Below are 21,371 nucleotides of genomic sequence, written 5' to 3'. Positions count from 1 at the left end.
CGCCCGGGGCCCGAGCCCTCCAACGGTCGGTTCCGGGCCCCGGGCGGGCAAACGGTCGGTTCCGGGGCCCCGGGCGGGCGGTCACCCGGTCGCGCAGGTCAGAGCTTCTCTATGGGCGCGTACGTCAGCAGCAGCGTCTTCTCGCCGTCGGCGCCGAAGTCGATCTTGACCTTGGTCTTCTCCGCCACCCCGTCCACGGACACCACCGTGCCGAGCCCCCACTTGTCGTGGGTGACCCGGTCACCGGGCGCCAGCGACGGCATCTGCCGCGACCCCCCGCTCTTGGGCGCCGGCCGCGCCACGGGCTCCCGCCGCGTCGCCGCGCTCCAGGCGGACTTCTCCGGATCGGTACGCCAGTCGATGAGCTGCCCCGGCACCTCGTTCACGAACCGCGACGCCGGGTTGAACGACGGCGCACCCCACGAGCTGCGCACCGCCGCCCGCGTGAGGTAGAGCCGCTTCTGCGCCCGGGTGATGCCCACGTAGGCCAGCCGCCGCTCCTCCTCCAGCTCCTTCGGCTCGCCGAGCGACCGGATGTGGGGGAACACGCCGTCCTCCATCGCGGTCAGGAAGACGACCGGGAACTCCAGCCCCTTGGCGGTGTGCAGGGTCATCAGCGTGACGACCCCCTGCCCGCCTTCGGCGTCGGGGATCTGGTCGGCGTCGGCCACCAGCGACACCTGCTCCAGGAACTCCACCAGCGTGCCCTCGGGGTTGGCCTCCTCGAACTCCGAGGCCACCGAGACGAGCTCGTTGAGGTTTTCCAGGCGGGACTCGTCCTGAGGATCCTCCGAGGCCTCCAGCTCGGCGCGGTAGCCGGTCGCGACCAGGATCTCCTCCGCCAGCGTCGACGGCGGGACGCCCTCGGCCTTGGCGATCAGCTCCTCGATCATCGCCACGAACTCGCGCACCGCGTTGAGCGACCGCGTCGCCATGCCGTACGCCTCGTCGGCCCGGCGCAGCGCGTCCCAGAACGAGATGCGCTCGCGCGAGGACAGCGCCTCGATCATCGCCTCGGCCCGGTCGCCGATGCCGCGCTTGGGCACGTTGAGAATGCGCCGCATCGACACCACGTCGGCCGGGTTGGCCAGCACCCGCAGGTAGGCCAGCAGGTCCTTGACCTCCTTGCGCTCGTAGAAGCGCACCCCCCCGACCACCTTGTACGGCAGCCCCGTGCGGATGAAGATCTCCTCGAACACACGGGAGGCGGCGTTGGTCCGGTAGAAGACCGCGACCTCGCTCGGCTTGACGTCGTCCTCGTCGCTCAGCCGGTCGACCTCCTGGGCCACGAACATGGCCTCGTCGTGCTCGTTGTCGGCGACGTAGCCCACGATCTTGGGGCCGTCGCCCTGGTCGGACCAGAGGTTCTTCGGCTTGCGGCCCTCGTTGCGGGCGATCACGGCGTTGGCCGCGGCCAGGATGTTCTGGGTGGAGCGGTAGTTCTGCTCCAGCAGGATCGTGCGCGCGTCGGGATAGTCGCGCTCGAACTCCAGGATGTTGCGGATCGTCGCGCCGCGGAAGGCGTAGATCGACTGGTCGGCGTCGCCCACCACGCACAACTCGGACATGTCGCTGCCCGAGCGGACCACGTCGCCGTCGGCGGTGCGCAGCTCGGGGTGGCCCACCAGCTCCCGGATCAGGATGTACTGGGCGTGGTTGGTGTCCTGGTACTCGTCGACCAGCACGTGCCTGAACCGCATCCGGTAGTGCTCGGCCACATCGGGGAAGAGCTGGAACAACGTCACCGTGTTCATGATGATGTCGTCGAAGTCCATCGCCCCGGCCTCGGTCAGCTTGAGCTGATAGGCCTTGTACGCCTGGGCGAGCGTCTTCTCCAGGTGCGAGCCCGCCTTGTCCAGCGCGGTCTCGTAGTCGACCAGCTCGTTCTTGAAGTTGCTGACCTGCGCCGAGAACGAGCGCGGCGGGTAGCGCTTCGGATCGAGCTCCATCTCCCTGCAGACCATCGCCATCAGCCGCTGCGAGTCGGCCTGGTCGTAGATCGAGAAGCTCGACGGGAACCCCAGCCGCTTGGCCTCGCGCCGCAGGATGCGCATGCAGGCGCTGTGGAAGGTCATCACCCACATCGCCTTGGAACGCGGCCCGACGAGCTTGTCGATGCGCTCCTTCATCTCGCGGGCGGCCTTGTTGGTGAAGGTGATGGCCAGGATCTCGCCCGGATGCGCGTCGCGCTCGGCCAGCAGGTAGGCGATGCGGTGCGTGAGCACCCGCGTCTTCCCCGACCCCGCGCCCGCCACGATGAGCAGCGGGCTGCCATGATGGATCACGGCCTCGCGCTGCTGGGGGTTGAGGCCGTCGAGCAAGGGGTGGTCAACAGAGACTTGGGTCGGCACCCACCTAGGTTAAGACGCGCCACCGACAAACGGCGCCCGGAATGCCTTCGGCGGGGTGCCGGTTGTCCTCCGTACAGGGTCCAGGAAGGGAAGCCATGCTGCCGGAAGCCGAGATCAACCGGGTACTTGTCGTGACCGCACACCCCGACGACGTCGACTTCGCGGCGGCGGGAAGCGTGGCGCTGTTCGTCGGGCGGGGCGTGGAGGTCACGTACCTGCTGGTCACGGACGGTGACGCCGGCGGCAACGAGCGTACTCTGGACAACTCCGGCATGGCCGAGCTCCGCAGGACCGAGCAGCTCGCCGCCGCCAAGGCCGTGGGCGTGACGGACGTACGCTTCCTCGGCTACTCCGACGGCCGGGTGGTGCCCTCGCTCGACCTGCGGCGCGACATCGCCCGAGTGATCCGCCAGGTACGCCCCGACCTGGTCGTCACCCACCACCCCGACCGCAACTACCAGTTCGTCGCCCCCAGCCACCCCGACCACCGGGCCGTGGGCGGCGCCGCGCTCGACGCGGTCTACCCCGACGCCCGCAACCCCTACGCCTTCCCCGAGCTGCTGCGCGAGGAGGGCCTGGAGGCGTGGACGGTCAGGGAGGTCTGGCTGAACGGCGGCCCGACCCCCAACCACTGGGTGGACGTGACCGAGGTCATGGACCGCAAGCTCGCGGCCTTGCAGTCGCATGTCAGCCAGGTCGCCCACGTCGAAGGCTTCGTCGACTTCGTCCGGGGCCGGTTCGCCGCCTGGGCCGAGCAGGCCGGCTTCGGCGAGGGCCACTACGCGGAGGGCTTCCAGGTCGTACCCACGGCCTGACCGCCCTCCCCGCCCCGGGCCTAGACGGGCTGAGACGGGCTCAGGGAACGGAGCCCGGCGGCACCACCCAGAGCGCGGGTTGCCCGGTGACCTGGGAGATGACGTCGAAGTCCCGGTCGTAGTGCAGGATCGTCGCCTGATGCGCCTCGGCACAGGCGGCGATCAGCAGATCGCCCGGCCCGACCGCCCGGTGGTGCGGCCTTCCGGCGAGCATCGCCTGCATCTCCAGCACCCGGGGGCCGACCTCCTTGTGGGTGATGGACAGGAGCCGGAAGCTCTCCCGCAGGTAGTGGGCGTCCCTCTCGTAGCCCTGCTGGTCACGGGCGCTGTAGAGCACCTCCAGTTGCGTGACCTCGCAGACGGCCAGCGCCTTGTCGAGCATGAGCGGCTGGAGTGCCTGGTGGACCGCCGGGTGCGGCATGCGGGCCAGCGCGCTCTTGTCGACGAGGTAGACCACTCCCGTGGTCACCACGCATGGTTCGGGCGCTCCTGACCCAGGAGATCGGTATTGTCCCGGGTACGCCAGTATTCGAAGGCTTCGCGCCGTCTGGCTCTTTCGGCGATCTCCTCCAGGGCCGCGTTGACCGTGTCTTTCATGGTCGAAGTTCCCAACTCCCGCTGGGCCAGCTCCAGAAGTCGCTTGTCGATGTCGACTACCGTCCGCATACAACAACACCTCCGTACCTCCGGCGTATATCAGAATGCGTGATCTTGATATACGCGCTCCCCAGAGTGGTGCGCTTCCGGGGAGGGCGCTTGGCGCAGACGCTAGAGCATCGAGGGCGGGTCGCGTGGAGCGTTCCAAAGAGAGGTGGAGGATCCTCATCTTCCGAGGTGGAATCCTCATCCCGGCCCGGGGGAAAGTCACCACCCGACGGGGTGGGTCAGCGTTTCGGCGAGAGCCTGGCGAAGAGGTAGCCGAGCGAGTTCGTGGCCAGATGCAGCATGGACGGCGCCAGCAGCGCGGCGCGCCGCCGCAGCTCGCAGAAGAGCACTCCCGCCCCCGCCGTGGACACCACACTGCCGGCCACCACCCGCGCGACGTCGAGGTGGGCCGGCGACTCGCCCGCCGTCAGCGCCCCGAGCGCCGGGTTGGCGCGGGCCATGTCGATCGCCGGGAGGATGTGCCACAGGCCGAACAGCGCCGAGGAGACCGCCGTCGCGGCGATCGTGCCGTGGCGCTTGGCCAGCATGGCGTGCAGCGCGCCGCGGAACCCGACCTCCTCCAGCAACACCGTGCCCAGGGGGACCTGGAGCAGGGCCTCCTCCAGGGCGCGGGCGCGCGAGAGCGACAGGGCGCGCTCGTCGTGGAAGAGCGGCCTGGTGCGGGGGACGGCGATGCCCACGGTGTAGACCGCGGCGACGGCCGCCGCCAGCGCGCCGCCGACGGCCGCGCCCCGGCGCCCGTGCTCGAACCCGAGCTCCCGCCAGGACACGCCGTGCCGGCGGGCCATCGCCACGAGGGCGGCGGTGGCGGCGGCGGACGTCAGGGGCGCGAGCCTGGGGGCGATCTTGTTGTTGAGGACGTTGGCGGCGGTGAGGACGGCGATCGAGCGCAGCAGCACCCTTGCAGGCTACGTCGCCTCAGGAGGCGGCGGAGTCGCGCCAGCCGGCGGGGAAGCGGGTGCGGCGGCGTTCCTGCGGGGTGAGGCCGCCCCAGATGCCCTCCGTCTCGCCGGCGCGTAAGGCGTAGGACCGGCACTCGGCGATGACCGGGCAGAGGGCGCAGACCGCCTTCGCCCTGGCCTCCTGCAACGGCGAGGGCGCGAGGGGGAAGAAGAGGTCAGGGTCGCTGGATCTGCACGCGCCTTTGCGCAGCCAGCGGATCTCCTCCTGTGGCATGTCTCCACCGTAGAGGGAGGTCATGATCGCACACATCATCCTCTGGGTTGACCCGGGTGTACTCCCTCAGCAGGCGGGCACGCCGTCGTCGTAGCCGTCGGCGAAGGCGGACTGGCGTTGCTCGGCGGTGCCGTGGGCGGCGGGGTTCAGCCAGTCGTCCGTGGGGTCGCCGGCGGCCTCCAGGCTGAGCAGCAGCTCGTCCTCGTCACCCGGGTCGGCGCGCAGGGAACCCGAGCGGACCAGCGCCGACAGCGTGCCGCCGGCGTAGCAGTCGGCCTGGAGCTCGGCCTGGACGTTCAGCTCGAAACCGGTCCGGAGCTGGGACTGGACGGCGTGGCCGAACTCGTGCGGGATGATCACGTAGACCGCGCCGTCGCCCATGTCGTTCCACAGGGACTCCATCCACGACCGGTCGTAGGCGATGAAGTGGCCCTCGGGGCAGTAGAAGGCGTTGTTCGGTACGGAAGGCTCGCCGCCGCAGACAGGGCCGGACTTCCCGGAATAGGGGATGAAATTGGCTATCGGGCGATAAGTCATCCCCTGCTGGTCGAAGAAATCCGTCCAGAAGGACTCGGTGAGCGTGCGCGCGGTCCGCAGGTCGTCCTCGAACGTGTCGGCCCCCTGGACGTCCCTCGACGCGGGCCTGGTCAGGCCGCACGAGGCGAGCAGCAGGACGAGAGTCAGGGCGAGGACGCCGGTGCGCACGATGTTCACACGTCCCAAGTGTGCACCGGATCGTTGCCGTGCATGCGCTCTATGTAGTCCAACGTCATTCTCCGCAGCGCCTCGTGCCGGTCGCCGCCCTGCGCGCGCACCCGTTCCACCTGCCACGTCGCCCCCGTACGGCCCGTCAGGCAGCGGCCCTCGACGATGCCGAGCAGCCGGTCGGCGACCGGCGCGTTCACACCCCACTCGGCCAGGCCCTCGCGTGCCATGGGCAGCAGCCTGCGCAGGATCAGCTCGGCGGCCGGCACCTCGCCCAGGCCCGGCCAGTACAGCCGGGCGTCCAGGCCGTGGCGGGCCGCGGCGGCGAGGTTGTCCTCGGCGGTGCGGAAGGACATCTGGCTCCAGATCGGCCGCTCGGCCAGCGGGAGCACGCGCATCAGGCCGTAGTAGAAGGCGGCGTTCGCGGCGATGTCGGCCACCGTGGGCCCGGCGGGCAGCACGCGGTTCTCCACACGCAGGTGCGGTACGCCGTCCACGACCGCGTAGACGGGCCGGTTCCAGCGGTAGACGGTGCCGTTGTGCAGGGTCAGCTCGTGCAGGTGGGGGATGCGTCCTTGATCGAGTTCGGCGCGCGGGTCCTCCTCCTCGCACAGGGGCAGCAGCGCCGGGTAGTAGCTGACGTTCTCCTCGAACAGGTCGAAGACGCTGGTGATCCAGCGTTCCCCGAACCACACCCGGGGACGCACGCCCTGCGTCTTCAGCTCGGCCGGGCGGGTGTCGGTGGCCTGCTCGAACAGCGCGATCCTGGTCTCGCGGTGCAGCTCCTTGCCGAACAGGTAGGGGGAGTTGGCCGCGAGCGCGACCTGGGGGCCCGCGATGACCTGGGCGGCGTTCCAGTGCGGCGCGAACGCCTCCGGACTGACCTGGAGGTGCAGCTGGACGCTGGTGCACGCGGCCTCGGGCGCGACGCTGTCGGCGTGGGTGTCGAGGCGTTCGACGCCTTCGATGCACAGGTGCAGATCTTCGCCGCGGGCGGCGAAGATCTGCTCGTTGAGCAGGCGGTAGCGGGGGTTCGCCGACAGGGTGCCCTCGCCGATGTCCTGTTCGCGCAGTGTGGGCAGGATGCCGACCAGCATCAGGTGCCCGTCCTGGGAGCGGGCGCGCTCCTCGGCGTGGTTGAGCCGCCTTCGTACGTCCTCCTCCAGGTGGAGTGGGCCGTCGCCGCTCAGCTCGCGTGGCTCGACGTTGATCTCGATGTTGAACTGGCCCAGCTCGGTGGCCCAGTCCGGCTGTTCGATCGCGGCCAGCACCTGGGCGTTGCGCATGGCGGCCTCGCCGCGGGCGTCCACGATGTTGAGCTCGATCTCCAGGCCGGCGCGAGGGCGTTCGAACTCGAAGCGGGACTCGCGCAACATCTGGGCGAAGACGTCGAGACATCGACGCACCTTTTCCCGATATTTCCGGCGATCGTCCCGGCTGAACACGACGACTGGTACGTCCCTGCCCATAACAGGAAATGTCGCACGCCGAGGCCGACATGACCAGCAGGAGATCGGCACGGCGCTTCCGATGATCGCCATAGGGTTCGGGGATGCGCGTATTGATTACAGGTGGGGCGGGCTACATCGGCAGCACGGTCGCGTCCGCGTGCCTCGACGCCGGGATCGAGCCCGTGATCCTCGACAACCTCGTGACGGGCCGCAGGGAGTTTGCCGAGGGGCGGGTCTTCTACGAAGGGGACATCGCCGACGGCCCGCTGATCGACAAGATCTTCGCCGAGAACCCCGGCATAGAGGCCGTCGTCCACTGCGCGGCTCTGATCGTCGTACCCGACTCCGTCGCCGACCCGGTCGGCTACTACCGCGCGAACGTCACCAAGAGCCTGGAGTTCGTCGACCACCTGCTGCGCAACGGCTGCCAGCGGATGATCTTCAGCTCATCCGCGTCGATCTACCAGGCGGGCGCCGACCACACCGTGGACGAGGACTCGCCGCTCGCGCCGCAGAGCCCGTACGCGCGGACCAAGGCGGTTTGCGAGGCCATGTTCGCCGACGTCGCCGCGACCCGCCCGATCCGGATCCTGTCCCTGCGCTACTTCAACCCGATCGGCGCCGACCCCGCCATGCGTACGGGCCTGCAACTGCGCCGCCCGAGCCACGCCCTGGGCAAGATGATCGAGGCGTACGAGGAGGGTGTGCCGTTCCGGATCACCGGCACCGACTATCCGACGAGCGACGGCACCGGTATCCGCGACTACGTGCACGTCTGGGACCTGGCCGCCGCGCACGTGGCGGCGTTGTGGCGGTTCGACTCCCTGGACGCCGACGTGATCAACCTCGGCACCGGCGCGGGCACGACGGTCCGCGAACTGGCCGAGGCGTTCAACCGGGTGGCCGACCGGCCGATCGACGTGGTCGAGGCGCCCGCCCGGCCGGGCGACGTGGCCGGGGCCTACACGCGCAGCGACCGGGCGCGCAGGCTGCTGGGCTGGGAGACCCGGTACACGGTCGAGCAGGGCATCAGGCACTCGCTGGACTGGGCGGCCCTGCGCGATTCGCGCCTGACCTGACGTACGGCCCCGCGAGCGGCCCGCGTCCCTCCCGCCAAGCGGCGGCGGGGGAGACGCGGGCTCACGTCATGCGGGCTGTCCTACATGGCGACTGTTCGGCGACTACTTGGCGACGCTGACGCCGAACGGCAGGTCGAGCGAGGAGAGGTCGTCCTTGCCGTTCTCGAACTCGCTGGAGACGTCCTCAGCCGTCGGAGCCTTGATCGACACGGCATCGCCCCAACCGGTGAACCGGGTGTCGACGCGCAAACCGTCCTTCTTGGAGCCGGACCCCGTGATCGCGGTCTGCGGGAACGTCGACACCAGACGGACGGGCAGCCCGGCCGCGTTCACGGTGAGCTTCCAGGTGATGACGCTCTTCAGCGCCTTCGCCGGCAGGTCGGTGTCGATCGAGCTCGCCCGGTACCAGGGCGAGACCTTCCGCAGGGCGCCGACGGTGATCGTGCCCGCGTAGCCGCCGCTCACCGGCTTGGCCGTCTTGAGCAGCGTCTTGAGCGTGCCCTGCTCGGCGACGTTCACCGGCTGGCCGAACGTGCCGGTGAGGCCGCCGGTCGGGCCGTGCGGGGCCTTGAACCAGGTCTCGCCCTCCGGCAGCAGCGAGCTCCACAGGCCGCCGGACAGGTACGACGTGGTGCCGATCCGGATCGTGCGCTCGGGCGTGGCCAGCGCCTTGAGCTCCTCCGGCGCCTCGTCGCCGCCCAGGTCGGACAGGGTGATGGCGAACTTGCCGGTGATGTCCGAGGCGGCGATGCCGGACTTGCCGAACTGGAGGGTCCCCGTGCGCCGGACGAAGACGTCCTGGCGCCCGCCCTCGGTGAGGATGATGCGCTCGCTGAACTTCAGGCCCTTGCCGGGCACGAGCTGCTTCTTGACGGCGGTCACGGGGTTCTTGGGCGCCGCGGCCTGGGCGGGGGTCGCCAGCAGCGCGGGGGTCGCGGCCACGAGGGCGGCGGCTGTCGCCAGCGCGAGGCCGGTGAGGGTTCGCTTCATTGCGAATGTGTTCCTTGTTGTGAGGGGGAGTGACGACAGCTCGCCGGCTATCGGAACTGGCCGAGCGAGCTGGTGGAACCGTCGGGAATGTCCTTGAAGAGCTGGTCGAGCTTGGCGACTTCCTCGTCCGCCAGCTCGCTGAGGGAGATCACCTCGTCGGCCGGGGGCTCCTTGACGCTGACCTTCGCGCCCCAGCCTGAGAGCCGGGTCTCGACGACGGCCTGTATCCAGTACCTGCCGGCCGTGATCTTCTGCTCGCTGTCGACGCGGACGGGCAGTGCCGCGGAGTTCAGCCCCAGCCGGTAGCCGAACGCCCCGGTGCCGCCGATCGTCCGCGCCTGCGCCCTCGTGAGCGATCCCCGGTGGAGGCCGTTCTTGAGGGGGGCGTGCGCGAGCAGGGTCCTGATCGCCTTGGGGGCCAGGACGTCGACCGGCTGGTCCGAGACGATCGGGGCGCCCTTCAAGCTGTTCATGAGCACCCATGTCTTGCCCATGGGCAGCGTGCCGGACAGCTCGGTGGTCCGGAGGTAGTACCGGCCGCCGACGCTGAGGCAGCGGAGCCGGCTGGTCCTCGTCCCGTCGGTCATCCTGAACACGACGTCGGAGGCGACGGGCCCGGACGTGCCGAACTCCACGGAGCCGGTGATGCGGACGACCTCGGCGTCGTCGGGGCGGTTCGAGGTGATCCGCGTGGTCTCGGAGATCGTGACCCCGTGGCCCGGGACGAACTGCCGCTTCAGGGCCGTGGCCGGATCGGTGGCCGCCTGTGCGGGGGCGGCCTGTACGAGGGCCGCGGCCGTCACCGCGGCCGCGAGCAATCGCTTCATGAGTTTCCTCGGTTGAGAAGGCTGAGAATGCTGAGAAGAGGAGAAGGCGGGGCTACTTGACGCCGCCCAGGGAGTTGAGCGAGCCGTCCGGGATGTCCTGCGGGATCGCGCTGCCGTCGGTGAGGTCGGCGACGTCGATCACGTCGTCGGCCGGCGGGGCCTTGACCTTGACCTTCGCGCCCCAGCCGGTGAAGCGGGTCTCGGTGGTGCTGCGGCTCTCGCCGAGGACGCCGAAGTCGAGCGTCCAGTCGCTGACGACCCTGGTGACCAGGCCCGCGGAGTTCAGCGCGAGCAGGTACGACACCTTGATCTTGGCGACCTTCTTGTCGACCGGCTGGTCGTAGATCTTGCCGAGCTCCTTGACCGTGACCGAGCCGCGGTAGACGCCGCCCTTGGTGCTCTTGGCGTGGGAGACGAGGATCTTCAGCACCTTGGGTTCGAAGACGTCGAGCAACTGGCTGGAGTTGCTCATCCGCACGCCGGTGTCGGGGTAGCGGACCCACTTCTTGCCCTCGGGCAGGCCGTCGCTGTAAATACCGCCCTGCGCGTAGACGTGCTTGCCCACGGTGATCATCCGGGTCGGCATCAGTGACGCGAACATGTCGGCGTTCTTGCCCGCGGTGCGATTTCTCACGTCCGAGGCGACGATTCCGGACTTGCCGAACTCAAGAACGCCGGACGACTTCGCGGTGCCGGTGCTCTTGCCGTCCACCGAGGTACGGGACGTCTCGGCGAACCGCACGCCGTGCCCGGCGACGTACTGCTTCTTCAGCGCCTTCGCCGGGTCCACGGGCGCGGCCTGGGCGGGAGCGGCGGTCACGAGCGCCGCCGCGGAGGCCAGGGCCAGGCCCGCGATAATTCGCTTCATGTGTTTCCTTCAGATCAAATCGAGGGGAGCAGGAATCCTGCCAATTGAAGATCACGACCATATATCGACCGACACCGCTTAAGGCTGCGAATCAGTGCAATTTCGGTGCAGAACGGGACATGGCGAAGTGAGATCACCGTCACATAGCGGAAGAACCATGCCCCGATGACCTGGGCAGGTCAAGCTTGGGGCTAGGCTTCACTGGCGGAAACGCCCGGCACGCACGGGGTTGCCCGGGCCGTCGAACATCAGTCGGATAAGCAAGGACGGACCCTCGTGGACCTGTTCGAACATCAGGCGAAGGAGCTCTTCGCTGACTACGGCATCCCGGTGCCACGCGGCATCGTCGCCAACACCGTGGAGGAGGTGCGGGCGGCGGCTGAGGAGCTGACCGGCCGCGTTGTCGTCAAGGCCCAGGTCAAGACCGGCGGCCGCGGCAAGGCCGGCGGCGTGAAGGTGGCAGACGACGCCGCCGACGCCGTCGAGAAGGCCACCGCCATCCTCGGCATGGACATCAAGGGCCACACGGTCCACAAGGTGCTCGTGGAGGAGGCCAGCGCGATCGCGGAGGAGTACTACTTCTCCTTCCTGCTCGACCGCGCCAACCGCACCTTCCTCGCGATCTGCTCCGCCGCCGGCGGCATGGACATCGAAGAGGTCGCCCACAGCACGCCCGAAAAGGTCGCCAAGGTGCCGGTCTCGGCGCTCGACGGCATCGACCGCGCCACGGCCCGCGAGATCGCGGTCGCCGGCGGCCTGCCCGAGAAGGCCCTCGACGGCGCCGCCGAGCTCATCGAGAAGCTCTGGTGCTGCTTCGTCGACGAGGACGCCACGCTGGTCGAGGTCAACCCGATGATCCTGTCGGCCGACGGCCAGGTGAAGGCGCTCGACGGCAAGGTCACCCTCGACGAGAACGCCGGCTTCCGCCAGGCCGACCACGAGGCGCTGGCCGACAAGGCCGCCGAGGACCCGCTCGAGGCCAAGGCCAAGGAGAAGGACCTCAACTACGTCAAGCTCGACGGCAACGTCGGAATCATCGGCAACGGCGCCGGCCTGGTCATGTCCACCCTCGACGTGGTGGCCTACGCAGGCGAGGCGTTCCCCGGCAAGCCGTCCCCCGCGAACTTCCTCGACATCGGCGGCGGCGCCTCGGCCGAGGTCATGGCCGCGGGCCTGGAGATCATCCTCTCCGACCCCAGCGTGAAGTCGATCTTCGTGAACGTCTTCGGCGGCATCACCGCCTGCGACGCCGTCGCCAACGGCATCGTCTCGGCGTTCAAGCTGCTGGAGAGCCGCGGCGAGGCCGTGACCCACCCGCTGGTGGTCCGCCTCGACGGAAACAACGCCCTGCTCGGGCGGCAGATCCTGGCCGACGCCGCGCTCCCGCGGGTCGAGCTGGTTGACACGATGGACGACGCGGCCAAGCGGGCCGCCGAGCTCGCTGCGGTAGGTGCGTGAGTCATGGCTATCTGGCTGACCGAGAACAGCAAGATCATCGTTCAGGGCATGACCGGCGGTGAGGGCACCAAGCACACCCGCCGCATGCTCGCCTCCGGCGCGAAGGTCGTCGGCGGCGTCAACGCCCGCAAGGCGGGCATCACGCACGAGGGCCTGCCCGTGTTCGGCACGGTCAAGGAGGCCATGGAGCAGACGGGCGCCGACGTGTCGGTCGTCTTCGTGCCGCCGGCCCACACCAAGGCCGCCGTCAAGGAGGCCGTCGACGCCGAGATCCCGCTCTGCGTCGTGATCACCGAGGGCATCCCGGTCCACGACTCGACCGAGTTCTGGGCGTACGCGGTGGCCAAGGGCAACAAGACCCGCATCATCGGCCCCAACTGCCCCGGCATCGCCTCGCCCGGCGCCTCCAACGCCGGCATCATCCCCGCCGACATCACCACCGCCGGTCGCATCGGCCTGGTCTCGAAGTCCGGCACGCTGACCTACCAGCTCATGTACGAGCTGCGCGACTTCGGTTTCTCCACCGCGGTCGGCATCGGCGGCGACCCGGTCATCGGCACCACGCACATCGACGCGCTCCAGGCGTTCCAGGACGACCCCGACACCGACGCCATCGTGATGATCGGTGAGATCGGCGGCGACGCCGAGGAGCGGGCCGCGGCCTACATCGAGCAGCACGTCACCAAGCCGGTCGTGGCCTACGTCGCAGGCTTCACCGCCCCCGAGGGCAAGACGATGGGCCACGCCGGCGCCATCGTCTCCGGCTCGGCCGGCACCGCCCAGGCCAAGAAGGAGGCCCTGGAGAAGGTCGGCGTCCGCGTCGGCAAGACCCCCTCCGAGACGGCCCGCCTGATGCGCGAGATCATGCAGTCCCGCTAGTCATGCCGGAAAAGCCCCGCCTGGCCGCCGCCATGCGGGGCTTTTCCATGTCCCAGACCCCGCCGGGCGGCGCGTAAAGGGCGGGAAAAGCGGCCGAGGCACGTTCGCGAGGGTCATCACGGCGACAAAGTGGACCCACTGCGGCGCGTCAACCAAGCGATGGTTGGGAAAGATTGAGAAAATCGCATCTGTGACGGCCATTCTCGACCAGTTGCGCACCGCCCCCAAGTCGGTGCTCGGCAAGCTCCCCGGCGTCTCGACCGACGACGACGAGACGAGGCGGCCGCTACCCGTGTCGGGCATGCTGGCCGCCGCCTGCACGCTCGGCGTCGGTCTGGCCGTGCTCACCACCCTCACCCTCGTGGGCTGGATCGCCGCGCCGCGCGGCACGCTCGGTGCGGGCCTGCCGGGGGTGTTCCGCGCGGCGGCGCAGCTCTGGCTGGCCGCGCACCACGCGGGGTTCGCCATGCCCGGCGGCCGGGTCGGGCTGCTGCCGCTCGGGCTGATGATCCTGCCCGCGTTCCTGCTCTACCGCGCCGGCCGGTGGATGGCCCGCGACGCCGACCTGCGGCTGCGGCTGCCCGCCCGGCTGGCCAAGAACAGCCCGCGCGAGCAGGCCAACGCCCGCCGCCGCGCGCAGCTCGTCCTGGTCGGCCAGGCCGGCGTGTCGCTGGCGGCCCCCTACGCGCTGCTGGCCGGGCTGATCGCGCTGGTGGCCGGCAACGACCTCACCCAGCCGTTCATCGGCGAGGCGCTGCTCAGCCACTTCACGCTGGCCTTCCTGGCCGGCTCGCTGGCCACCGCGCGCATGATCGGCCCGTGGCGGATCATGCTCAAGCTGCTGCCCGAACGCCTGCGGGCCGTCACGGTCGGCACGGCCGTCGCCACGACGGGGCTGCTGGCGGCCGGGCTGGTGCTGGTGCTGGTCGCGGTCGTGCTGAACTTCGGGGAGGTCAAGGAGCTGTCGAACGTGCTCGCGCCGGGGTTCGTCGGCGGCGTGCTGCTGTTGCTGCTCCAGCTCCTCTACCTGCTCAACGCCGTGATCTGGGCCTCCTCCTACATCGCCGGTCCCGGCTTCGCCATCGGCACGGACACGCTGGTCGCCCCGACCGGCGTCGAGCTCGGCACGGTGCCGAGCCTGCCGATGCTGGGCGCGCTGCCCGACAGCGGTCCCGTGCCCGCGTGGATGATGGCCGTGATCGCGTTGCCGTTCGCGGCGGGCGCGGTGGCGGGCGTCTTCGTGGCCCGGATCTCACCCTCTCCGTCGTACGAGGCGGCGCCCCTGTGGGGTTTCCTGACCGGCGTCTCCACCGGCCTGGTCGCCGCCGCGCTGGCCGCGCTGTCCGGCGGCCCGATCGGCGGCGGCCGGCTGTCGGCGATCGGCCCGTCCCCGTGGGAGGTGGCCCTGTCGGTGGCCCTGGAGGTGGGCGTGGCCGCCGGCATCTCGGCGGGCGTGGCCAACCTGCTGCTGCTCAACAAGAAGGCCCGCGCGCCGCTCGACAAGGCTGCCGTACCGGTGCGCAAGGCGGGTGCGGCCATCGCCAAGGCGGCCAGCAAGGTGGGCCTGGCGGAGTCGGACCCGCGTCCGCTGCCCGGCCACTGGATGGACGCCACCGAGGCCGACACCCAGGAGATCCCGGTCATCAGGGACGACTGGCAGGACGAGCACGCGTCGGCCGAGGCCGAGACGCTGGCCCAGGGCCGCCACCGCCGCGCCGAACCCCCCGCCCCGGTACGTCCGCCGCGCAAGGACATCGTGGACGAGTCCGACGACCGCGGCGGTCACGTCATCTACGTCGACCCGTACGCGTGGGATCGTGACTAGGGCTGCATCGTCCCGAGCAGCCGGAGCACGTCGGGCGGCAGCTTGCGCTGGGCGGAGTCCCTGAACTGGGTGAAGCACTCGCCCTGGGCCGAGACCGTGCCGGCGCCCTTCATGCACTCCTGGTAGGCGGAGTACTCGTCCATGAGGTAGAGCTGCATCCCCGTGGCCATCGCCGACAGGGCGAGCGCGATCGAGGAGATGGTGATGCCGCCGATCGCAGTGCCTGTGGGCCGGTGGGCGCTCTTGAGCCGCGGCAGCGCGCGGATGCCCGCCATGAGCGCGAACAGGGCCATGACCAGGCCGGCGAGCGGCAACATGAACGTCATGGCCAGCGCGGCGATGGACAACCAGATCGCACGGCGACCCGCTGAATCGGCGGGCTGCTGGCCCGCCGGTGCCTGCACCGGTGTCGACACCTGACCTCCTCTGCGTCGCCGGGCGAGGAACAGATACCCTGTCAGCCCCACCCTGTTTCCATTCTTTGGAGTGTGCGTGTCAAAGGCTGGGCGGCTCGTCGTCCTCGTCTCCGGCTCTGGGACCAACCTACAGGCCCTTCTGGACGCTTCCGCCGACCCGTCGTACGGTGCGCGCGTGGTGGCGGTGGGCGCGGACCGGGACGGCATAGAAGGTCTGGCCAGGGCCGCCAAGGTAGATGTCCCGACATTTGTCGAAAAAGTGGGCGATCACGCGACTCGGGCGGACTGGGATGCCGCCCTCGCCGCCAAGATCGCATCGTACGAGCCCGACCTGGTCGTGTCGGCGGGCTTCATGAAAATTTTGGGTGCGCCCACGCTCGACGCGTTCCCCGTGCTCAACACCCATCCGGCGCTGCTGCCGTCCTTCCCCGGCGCCCACGGCGTGCGCGACGCGCTGGCGCACGGGGTGAAGGTGACCGGCTGCACGGTGATGCTGGCCGACGCGGGGATCGACACGGGGCCGATCGTCGCCCAGGAGGCGGTGCCCGTGCTGCCCGAGGACGACGAGGCGGTCCTGCACGAGCGCATCAAGACCGTCGAGCGCCGCCTGCTCGTCGACATCGTCGGCCGGATGGCCCGCGAGGGCTGGACGGTCAGCGGACGTACCGTCCGCATCGGCAACCAATCAGGAGGGGAAAGCACGTGACTCGCATCGCCATCCGGCGCGCGCTGATCGCTGTCTACGACAAGTCCGGGCTCGAAGAGCTGGCGAGGGCTCTCGACGGCGCCGGCGTGGAGATCGTGTCGACAGGCGGCACGGCCGCCGCGATCGCGTCCCACGGGATCCCGGTGACCAAGGTGGAGCAGCTCACCGGGTTCCCCGAGTGCCTCGACGGCCGGGTCAAGACGCTGCACCCGCGCGTGCACGCCGGGCTGCTGGCCGACCTCACCAAGCCCCACCACGTGGCGCAGCTCGACGAGCTGGAGATCGACCCGTTCCAGCTCGTGGTGGTCAACCTCTACCCGTTCCAGCAGACGGTGGCCTCCGGGGCCTCCGACGAGGAGTGCGTCGAGCAGATCGACATCGGCGGGCCCGCGATGATCAGGGGCGCGGCCAAGAACCACGCCACCTGCGCGGTCGTGGTCGATCCCGCCGCCTACGGCGACGTGCTCACCGCGCTGGACGAGGGCGGTTTCACGCTGCACGAGCGCCGCCGCCTGGCCGGCACCGCGTACGCGCACACCGCCGCGTACGACGTGGCCGTGGCGAGCTGGTTCGCCGGCCCGTACGCGGGCGGGGAGGAGTTCCCCGAGTTCACCGGCGCCACGTACGAGCGCAAGGCGACCCTGCGCTACGGCGAGAACCCGCACCAGCGCGCCGCCCTCTACACCGGTGGCTCGGGCGGCCTGGCCAACGCCGAGCAGCTCCACGGCAAGGAGATGTCCTACAACAACTACCTCGACTCCGACGCCGCCTGGCGGGCGGCCTGGGACTTCGCCGAGCCCTGCGTGGCCGTCATCAAGCACCAGAACCCGTGCGGCATCGCCGTCGGCGCCGACGTGGCCGAGGCCCACCGCAAGGCGCACGCCTGCGACCCCGTCTCGGCGTACGGCGGCGTGATCGCGGTCAACGGCGAGGTCACGGTGGAGCTGGCCCGGCAGATCGCCGAGGTGTTCACCGAGGTCGTCGTCGCCCCCGACTTCAGCGCCGAGGCGCTTGAGGTGCTGCGGGCCAAGAAGAGCCTGCGCCTGCTGCGCTGCCCGGAGCGGCCGTCCCAGCCGCTGGAGTTCCGCAGGATCGACGGCGGCCTGCTGCTGCAGTCGGTCGACAGGATCGACGCCGCCGGGGACGACCCGGCGACGTGGGAGCTCAAGACCGGCCCGGCCGCCTCGCCCGAGCTGCTGGCCGACCTGGCCTTCGCCTGGCGCGCCTCCCGTTCGGTGAAGTCGAACGCCATCCTGCTGGCCGCCGACGGCGCCACGGTGGGCGTGGGCATGGGCCAGGTCAACCGGGTCGACTCCTGCCGTCTCGCGGTCAGCAGGGCGGGGGAGCGGGCCGCCGGCTCGGTCGCCGCCTCCGACGCGTTCTTCCCGTTCCCCGACGGGCCGCAGGTGCTGATCGAGGCCGGGGTCAGGGCGATCGTCGAGCCGGGCGGCTCGATCAGGGACCAGGAAGTGATCGACGCCTGCGAGAAGGCCGGTGTCACCCTCTACTTCACCGGCACCCGTCACTTCTTCCACTGATCAACGGTTGATCACCATAAAGGGCGACAAGAGATCACTTGTCGCCCTTTATCCGTTTTGGCGGCGAGCAGTGGCCGGGTCCGGTTACCCTGATTGCCGCCCTGCTGTGCTCATACCCCCGGAGTCCCCATGCTCGACACGACCCTGCACGCCTTCGTGACCATGAACGGCCTCGCGACCAGCCCCTTCGTCCTCCTGGTCCTCGCCTTCATCGGTGCGTACCTGGGCGGCCGCGTCGTGGAGGTCATCCCGTTCACGCGCAGGATCATCGAGCGCCGCGAGGCCCGCTTCGCCGAGCGCGACTAGCCGATCGGGCCCGCCCCCACGACGGGAGGCGGGCCTTCGCCCGCCATGGCCGGATCGGGCGGCGGCGGCGCTCCCGGACCGGACAGGCGCCAGGCGAGCCGGGCGGCCCCGGCCAGCCCGGCGCGTACGCCCAGCGTGGTCGGCCGCACCCGGACCGCCCTGACGAACGCCAGCCCCGCCACGTCGTCGAGCGCGCGCTCCAGAGGGCCGAACAGCACCTCGCCGGCCGCCGACACACCGCCGCCGATGACCACGGTGTCGAGCTCGACCGCGGCCGCCGTGGAGGCGATCATGCCGGCCAGCGCCCGCGCGCCCCGCTCGAAGGCCGCCACCGCCACCGGATGCCCGATCGCCGCGTCGGCCGCCAGCGCCCTGGCGTCGCGCTCGCCGTCGGGGGCCCAGCCGTTCTCCAGCGCCCAGCGGGCCAGGTTGGGGCCGCTGGAGTAGCGCTCGACGCAGCCCCGGCCGCCGCACTCGCAGCGCTCGCCATCGGGATCGACGCTCATGTGGCCGACGTGCCCGGCGTTGCCCGCCGGGCCCAGGAGCGGCGCGCCGCCGATCACCAGGCCGCCGCCGATGCCCGTGGACACGACGACGCCGAGCAGCGAGGTGCTGCCCTGGCCGGCGCCCAGCCAGTGTTCGCCGAGTGCCATGCACTGGGCGTCGCCGGCCAGCACCACGGGCAGGCCGGTCAGCCGCCGCAGCTCCTCGCGCAGGGGGAAACCGCGCCAGCTCGGCATGTTGACCGGGCTCACGGCGCCGGTGGTGAGGTCGAGGGGGCCCGCGCAGCCCACGCCGACGGCGTGCGGAGGCGGGCCGTCGGCGATCACCTCGGCGACGAGGGCCGCCAGGGCGGACATCACGTCGGCGCGCGGCGTGGGCCGGGTGGCGGAACGCAGGAGGGCGCCGCCCTCGTCGACCAGGGCGGCGGCGACCTTGGTGCCCCCGATGTCGACGGCGAGTACGCAGGTCATCCGAGTGCGGGCCGGCAGGACGTGACGCGGGACGGGGACGTCGCGGGGGAACGGGCGGGCAAGGGGAACCTCCGTCGGCATGGTGTCGGCGACGGTCACGATATGCCTTTCCGGGATCGATGACAACGATGTCATCGATCTCCTGTGGACAACCGGAGCCGCCTGCCTCCCATCTGTGGAAAAACTGTGGACGACTTCGCACCCGAGACCGCGGTCGACGGGTGGCCGGTGACCGGGAGCGGGGGAGTCGTGGAAGGATTGGCGGCATGAGCGCAGTGAAACTCGACGGCAAGGCGACCGCCGCCAGGATCAAGGCAGACCTCGCGACCCGGGTGGCCGCGCTCAAGGACCGCGGCATCACGCCCGGCCTGGGCACCGTCCTGGTCGGCGACGACCCCGGCAGCCAGATCTACGTCGCGGGCAAACACCGCGACTGCGCCGAGGTCGGCATCGCCTCCATCCGCGTCGACCTCCCGGCCACCGCCACCCAGAAGGACGTCGAGGCGGCCATCGACGAGCTCAACTCCTCCCCGGCCTGCACCGGCTACATCGTCCAGCTCCCGCTGCCCAAGCACCTCGACACGATGGCGCTGCTGGAGCGGATGGACCCGGCCAAGGACGCCGACGGCCTCCACCCGGTCAACCTCGGCCGCCTCGTCCACATGGTCGACGCCCCCCTCCCGTGCACGCCCCACGGCATCGTGCTGCTGCTCCAGGAGTACGACGTGCCGATCAAGGGCGCCGACGTGGTCGTGGTCGGCCGCGGCATCACCGTCGGCCGCTCGCTCGGCCTCCTGCTGACCCGCCGCAGCGAGAACGCCACGGTGACCCTCTGCCACACCGGCACCCAAGACCTGGCCGCCCACGTACGCCGTGCCGACATCGTCGTGGCCGCGGCGGGCGTGCCCGAGCTGATCACGCGCGACATGGTCAAGCCTGGCGCGGCCGTCCTCGACGTGGGCGTCTCCAGGATCAACGGCAAGATCGCCGGTGACGTGGCGCCCGACGTGGAGGAGGTCGCCGGCTTCCTCACCCCCAACCCGGGCGGGGTGGGCCCGATGACCCGCGCGCTGCTGCTGTCCAACGTGGTGGAGGCCGCCGAGCGTGCCTGAGGGGTGGGGATGAACCCCTGATGGGGGGAATGGGAAGAAGACCGAGCCCAACCCCCCTCACGGAAGGCCGATTCATGGACACCCCGCTCATCGCTGTCGAGGGCACCTACGAGGAGATGGGGGCCGAGGTCGGCCACCGTACCGCCGACCTGGTCGCGCGCAGCGTCGAGACCTACCTGCGGCGCTTCCGCGACAAGTCCGGCCTCTCCCCTGCGGACGTGCGGCGCTGGGGCCTGACCTTCCTCGACGTGGCCAGGTCCTACGACTCCGGCATCGCCGCCATGCTGGAGGGGCTCGCGGCGGGCGCGGGCCAGCCGGTCGAGCACATCGCCGCGCTCAACGCCCGTACCGCGCTGCTCGACGGCACCGGCTACGACGAGGGCTGCACCTCGGTCGCCGTGCTGCCGAAGTACACCCGTGACGGCCACACCCTGCTCGCCCAGAACTGGGACTGGCATCCCGAGCAGGGCGCGGTCACGTTCCTGCTGGCCACCCGCGACACCGAGGGGTTCGCGGTGCTCACGCTGGCCGAGGCGGGCATGCTGGCGAAGTCGGGGCTCAACTCGGCGGGGCTCGGCGTGTGCGCCAACCGCCTCCAGTCCGACCGCGACCGGGCCGGGGCGGGGGTGCCGTACCACTTCCTGCTGCGCGGGGTGCTTCAGTCCGAACGGATGAGCCGCGCCCACCGCAAGGTGCTCGACGTGCCGCGCGTCTCCTCGGGCAACCTGCTCATCGCCGACGCCGGAGGCGAGGCGATCGACCTGGAGGTGGCTCCCGACGTGTTCGGCGCGCTGCTGCCGCGCGACGGCCTGCTCACCCACTCCAACCACTTCCAGGCCGAGCTGCCGCTGGAGGACCGGAAGGCGGCCAGTTCCGGCCTGACCCTGCTGCGCCATGAACGGGTGCGCCACCTGCTGGAGGACACCGCCGCCGACCGTGCCATCGGGCTGGAACACGTCGTCGCCGCCCTGCGCGACCACTACTCCTTCCCCGACGGCGTCTGCCGCCACCTCGACCCCGACGCCACGCCGGCCGAGGAGTGCCACACGGTCTACTCCGTGGTGATGGACCTCGACGCCCGCGAGCTGGCCATCGCCGGGGCGCCGCCGTGCGCCCGCCCGTTCGAGCGGTGGGCCCTGGACGAGGTGTTCAAGCCGGACGCCGCCCCCGAGTTGTGCTTCGACCCCGACACCGACGGGGGGCGCCGCAGCCCGGCCTGGTGAGCCGGG

The 21,371-nt window shown here is 70.6% G+C and carries 22 protein-coding genes; 10 read left to right on the top strand and 12 right to left on the bottom strand.

The features are described from left to right. Window positions 1-98 precede the first annotated feature (98 nt). Complete coding sequence (pcrA, locus tag DMB42_RS40930) at window positions 99-2,321, bottom strand: DNA helicase PcrA (RefSeq protein ID WP_125644723.1); 2,223 nt, start codon at window positions 2,319-2,321, stop codon at window positions 99-101. 125 nt (window positions 2,322-2,446) lie between these two features. Between pcrA and DMB42_RS40925 the strand changes: the two genes are divergently transcribed. Beyond that, on the top strand, window positions 2,447-3,166 hold the full coding sequence (locus tag DMB42_RS40925; RefSeq protein WP_125644490.1) for a PIG-L deacetylase family protein: 720 nt from the start codon (window positions 2,447-2,449) through the stop codon (window positions 3,164-3,166). 40 nt (window positions 3,167-3,206) lie between these two features. On the opposite strand, the gene DMB42_RS40920 is transcribed toward DMB42_RS40925, so the two are convergent. From DMB42_RS40920 to DMB42_RS40895, 6 genes are all read right to left on the bottom strand, one after another. After that, a complete protein-coding gene (locus DMB42_RS40920; RefSeq protein ID WP_125644488.1) occupies window positions 3,207-3,638 on the bottom strand; it encodes a PIN domain nuclease in 432 nt (143 codons plus the stop codon). After that, complete coding sequence (locus tag DMB42_RS40915; protein WP_125644486.1) at window positions 3,632-3,832, bottom strand: type II toxin-antitoxin system VapB family antitoxin; 201 nt, start codon at window positions 3,830-3,832, stop codon at window positions 3,632-3,634. Before DMB42_RS40915 ends, DMB42_RS40920 begins: the two co-directional genes overlap by 7 nt. Before the next feature lie 218 nt (window positions 3,833-4,050). Next, the gene (locus DMB42_RS40910) at window positions 4,051-4,731 is read right to left on the bottom strand and encodes a CPBP family intramembrane glutamic endopeptidase (protein WP_125644484.1); all 681 of its coding nucleotides are present in this window, start codon (window positions 4,729-4,731) and stop codon (window positions 4,051-4,053) included. 19 nt (window positions 4,732-4,750) lie between these two features. Further along, the gene (locus tag DMB42_RS40905; RefSeq protein ID WP_125644482.1) at window positions 4,751-5,008 is read right to left on the bottom strand and encodes a WhiB family transcriptional regulator; all 258 of its coding nucleotides are present in this window, start codon (window positions 5,006-5,008) and stop codon (window positions 4,751-4,753) included. 66 nt (window positions 5,009-5,074) lie between these two features. Beyond that, on the bottom strand, window positions 5,075-5,722 hold the full coding sequence (locus tag DMB42_RS40900) for a neutral zinc metallopeptidase (protein WP_260478238.1): 648 nt from the start codon (window positions 5,720-5,722) through the stop codon (window positions 5,075-5,077). Next, window positions 5,719-7,119 carry a glutamate--cysteine ligase gene (locus DMB42_RS40895; RefSeq protein ID WP_260478237.1) on the bottom strand — a complete coding sequence of 467 codons (1,401 nt, stop codon included), beginning with the start codon at window positions 7,117-7,119 and terminating at the stop codon, window positions 5,719-5,721. Before DMB42_RS40895 ends, DMB42_RS40900 begins: the two co-directional genes overlap by 4 nt. Before the next feature lie 146 nt (window positions 7,120-7,265). On the opposite strand from DMB42_RS40895, the gene galE reads away from it, so the two are divergent. Continuing rightward, window positions 7,266-8,243, top strand: a complete 978-nt coding sequence (gene galE / locus DMB42_RS40890; RefSeq protein ID WP_125644478.1) for a UDP-glucose 4-epimerase GalE — start codon at window positions 7,266-7,268, stop codon at window positions 8,241-8,243. Between the two features lie 102 nt (window positions 8,244-8,345). Here the strand turns inward: galE and DMB42_RS40885 are convergent, their stop codons facing one another. From DMB42_RS40885 to DMB42_RS40875, 3 genes are read right to left on the bottom strand one after another with little or no spacing between them, the layout of a single operon-like run. Then, window positions 8,346-9,233, bottom strand: a complete 888-nt coding sequence (locus tag DMB42_RS40885) for a hypothetical protein (protein ID WP_125644476.1) — start codon at window positions 9,231-9,233, stop codon at window positions 8,346-8,348. A 47-nt stretch (window positions 9,234-9,280) separates the two neighbouring features. Next, window positions 9,281-10,060: a hypothetical protein gene (locus DMB42_RS40880; protein ID WP_125644474.1), complete on the bottom strand. Its 780-nt coding sequence runs from the start codon at window positions 10,058-10,060 to the stop codon at window positions 9,281-9,283. Between the two features lie 52 nt (window positions 10,061-10,112). Beyond that, window positions 10,113-10,928 (bottom strand): hypothetical protein, encoded by an 816-nt coding sequence (locus tag DMB42_RS40875; RefSeq protein ID WP_125644472.1) that lies wholly within the window; start codon window positions 10,926-10,928, stop codon window positions 10,113-10,115. Between the two features lie 276 nt (window positions 10,929-11,204). On the opposite strand from DMB42_RS40875, the gene sucC reads away from it, so the two are divergent. From sucC to DMB42_RS40860, 3 genes are all read left to right on the top strand, one after another. Next, window positions 11,205-12,386, top strand: coding sequence for an ADP-forming succinate--CoA ligase subunit beta (gene sucC / locus DMB42_RS40870; protein ID WP_125644470.1), 1,182 nt, complete (start codon window positions 11,205-11,207; stop codon window positions 12,384-12,386). Window positions 12,387-12,389: 3 nt separating this feature from the next. Next, window positions 12,390-13,265, top strand: a complete 876-nt coding sequence (gene sucD, locus DMB42_RS40865; protein WP_125644468.1) for a succinate--CoA ligase subunit alpha — start codon at window positions 12,390-12,392, stop codon at window positions 13,263-13,265. Between the two features lie 190 nt (window positions 13,266-13,455). After that, complete coding sequence (locus DMB42_RS40860; protein WP_125644467.1) at window positions 13,456-15,090, top strand: DUF6350 family protein; 1,635 nt, start codon at window positions 13,456-13,458, stop codon at window positions 15,088-15,090. Here the strand turns inward: DMB42_RS40860 and DMB42_RS40855 are convergent. After that, window positions 15,087-15,506: a hypothetical protein gene (locus DMB42_RS40855; protein WP_260478236.1), complete on the bottom strand. Its 420-nt coding sequence runs from the start codon at window positions 15,504-15,506 to the stop codon at window positions 15,087-15,089. The two genes, DMB42_RS40860 and DMB42_RS40855, sit on opposite strands and share 4 nt — an antisense overlap. Before the next feature lie 76 nt (window positions 15,507-15,582). Here DMB42_RS40855 and purN point away from each other — a divergent pair, with 76 nt between their 5' ends. The 3 genes from purN (at window position 15,583) to DMB42_RS53735 (ending at window position 18,056) form a co-directional block, all read left to right on the top strand. After that, complete coding sequence (purN, locus tag DMB42_RS40850; RefSeq protein WP_221762574.1) at window positions 15,583-16,212, top strand: phosphoribosylglycinamide formyltransferase; 630 nt, start codon at window positions 15,583-15,585, stop codon at window positions 16,210-16,212. Next, window positions 16,209-17,750, top strand: coding sequence for a bifunctional phosphoribosylaminoimidazolecarboxamide formyltransferase/IMP cyclohydrolase (purH, locus tag DMB42_RS40845; protein ID WP_125644463.1), 1,542 nt, complete (start codon window positions 16,209-16,211; stop codon window positions 17,748-17,750). The genes purN and purH overlap by 4 nt, the downstream gene beginning before the upstream one ends. A gap of 129 nt (window positions 17,751-17,879) precedes the next feature. Beyond that, entirely contained in the window at window positions 17,880-18,056 is a 177-nt protein-coding gene (locus tag DMB42_RS53735; RefSeq protein WP_185845127.1) for a hypothetical protein, read from the top strand. On the opposite strand, the gene DMB42_RS40840 is transcribed toward DMB42_RS53735, so the two are convergent. Next, on the bottom strand, window positions 18,053-19,129 hold the full coding sequence (locus tag DMB42_RS40840) for an ROK family protein (RefSeq protein ID WP_312024795.1): 1,077 nt from the start codon (window positions 19,127-19,129) through the stop codon (window positions 18,053-18,055). The two genes, DMB42_RS53735 and DMB42_RS40840, sit on opposite strands and share 4 nt — an antisense overlap. Window positions 19,130-19,296: 167 nt before the next feature. Between DMB42_RS40840 and DMB42_RS40835 the strand changes: the two genes are divergently transcribed. After that, a complete protein-coding gene (locus DMB42_RS40835; protein ID WP_125644461.1) occupies window positions 19,297-20,142 on the top strand; it encodes a bifunctional methylenetetrahydrofolate dehydrogenase/methenyltetrahydrofolate cyclohydrolase in 846 nt (281 codons plus the stop codon). Window positions 20,143-20,216: 74 nt separating this feature from the next. Further along, on the top strand, window positions 20,217-21,365 hold the full coding sequence (locus DMB42_RS40830) for a C45 family peptidase (RefSeq protein WP_125644459.1): 1,149 nt from the start codon (window positions 20,217-20,219) through the stop codon (window positions 21,363-21,365). Window positions 21,366-21,371 lie beyond the last annotated feature (6 nt).

The sequence above is a fragment of the Nonomuraea sp. WAC 01424 genome, assembly GCF_003947315.1.
Classification (GTDB): domain Bacteria; phylum Actinomycetota; class Actinomycetes; order Streptosporangiales; family Streptosporangiaceae; genus Nonomuraea; species Nonomuraea spiralis.
The sequence above is the reverse complement of the archived record's forward strand: the minus strand, read 5'-3'. Positions and strand labels throughout refer to the sequence as shown.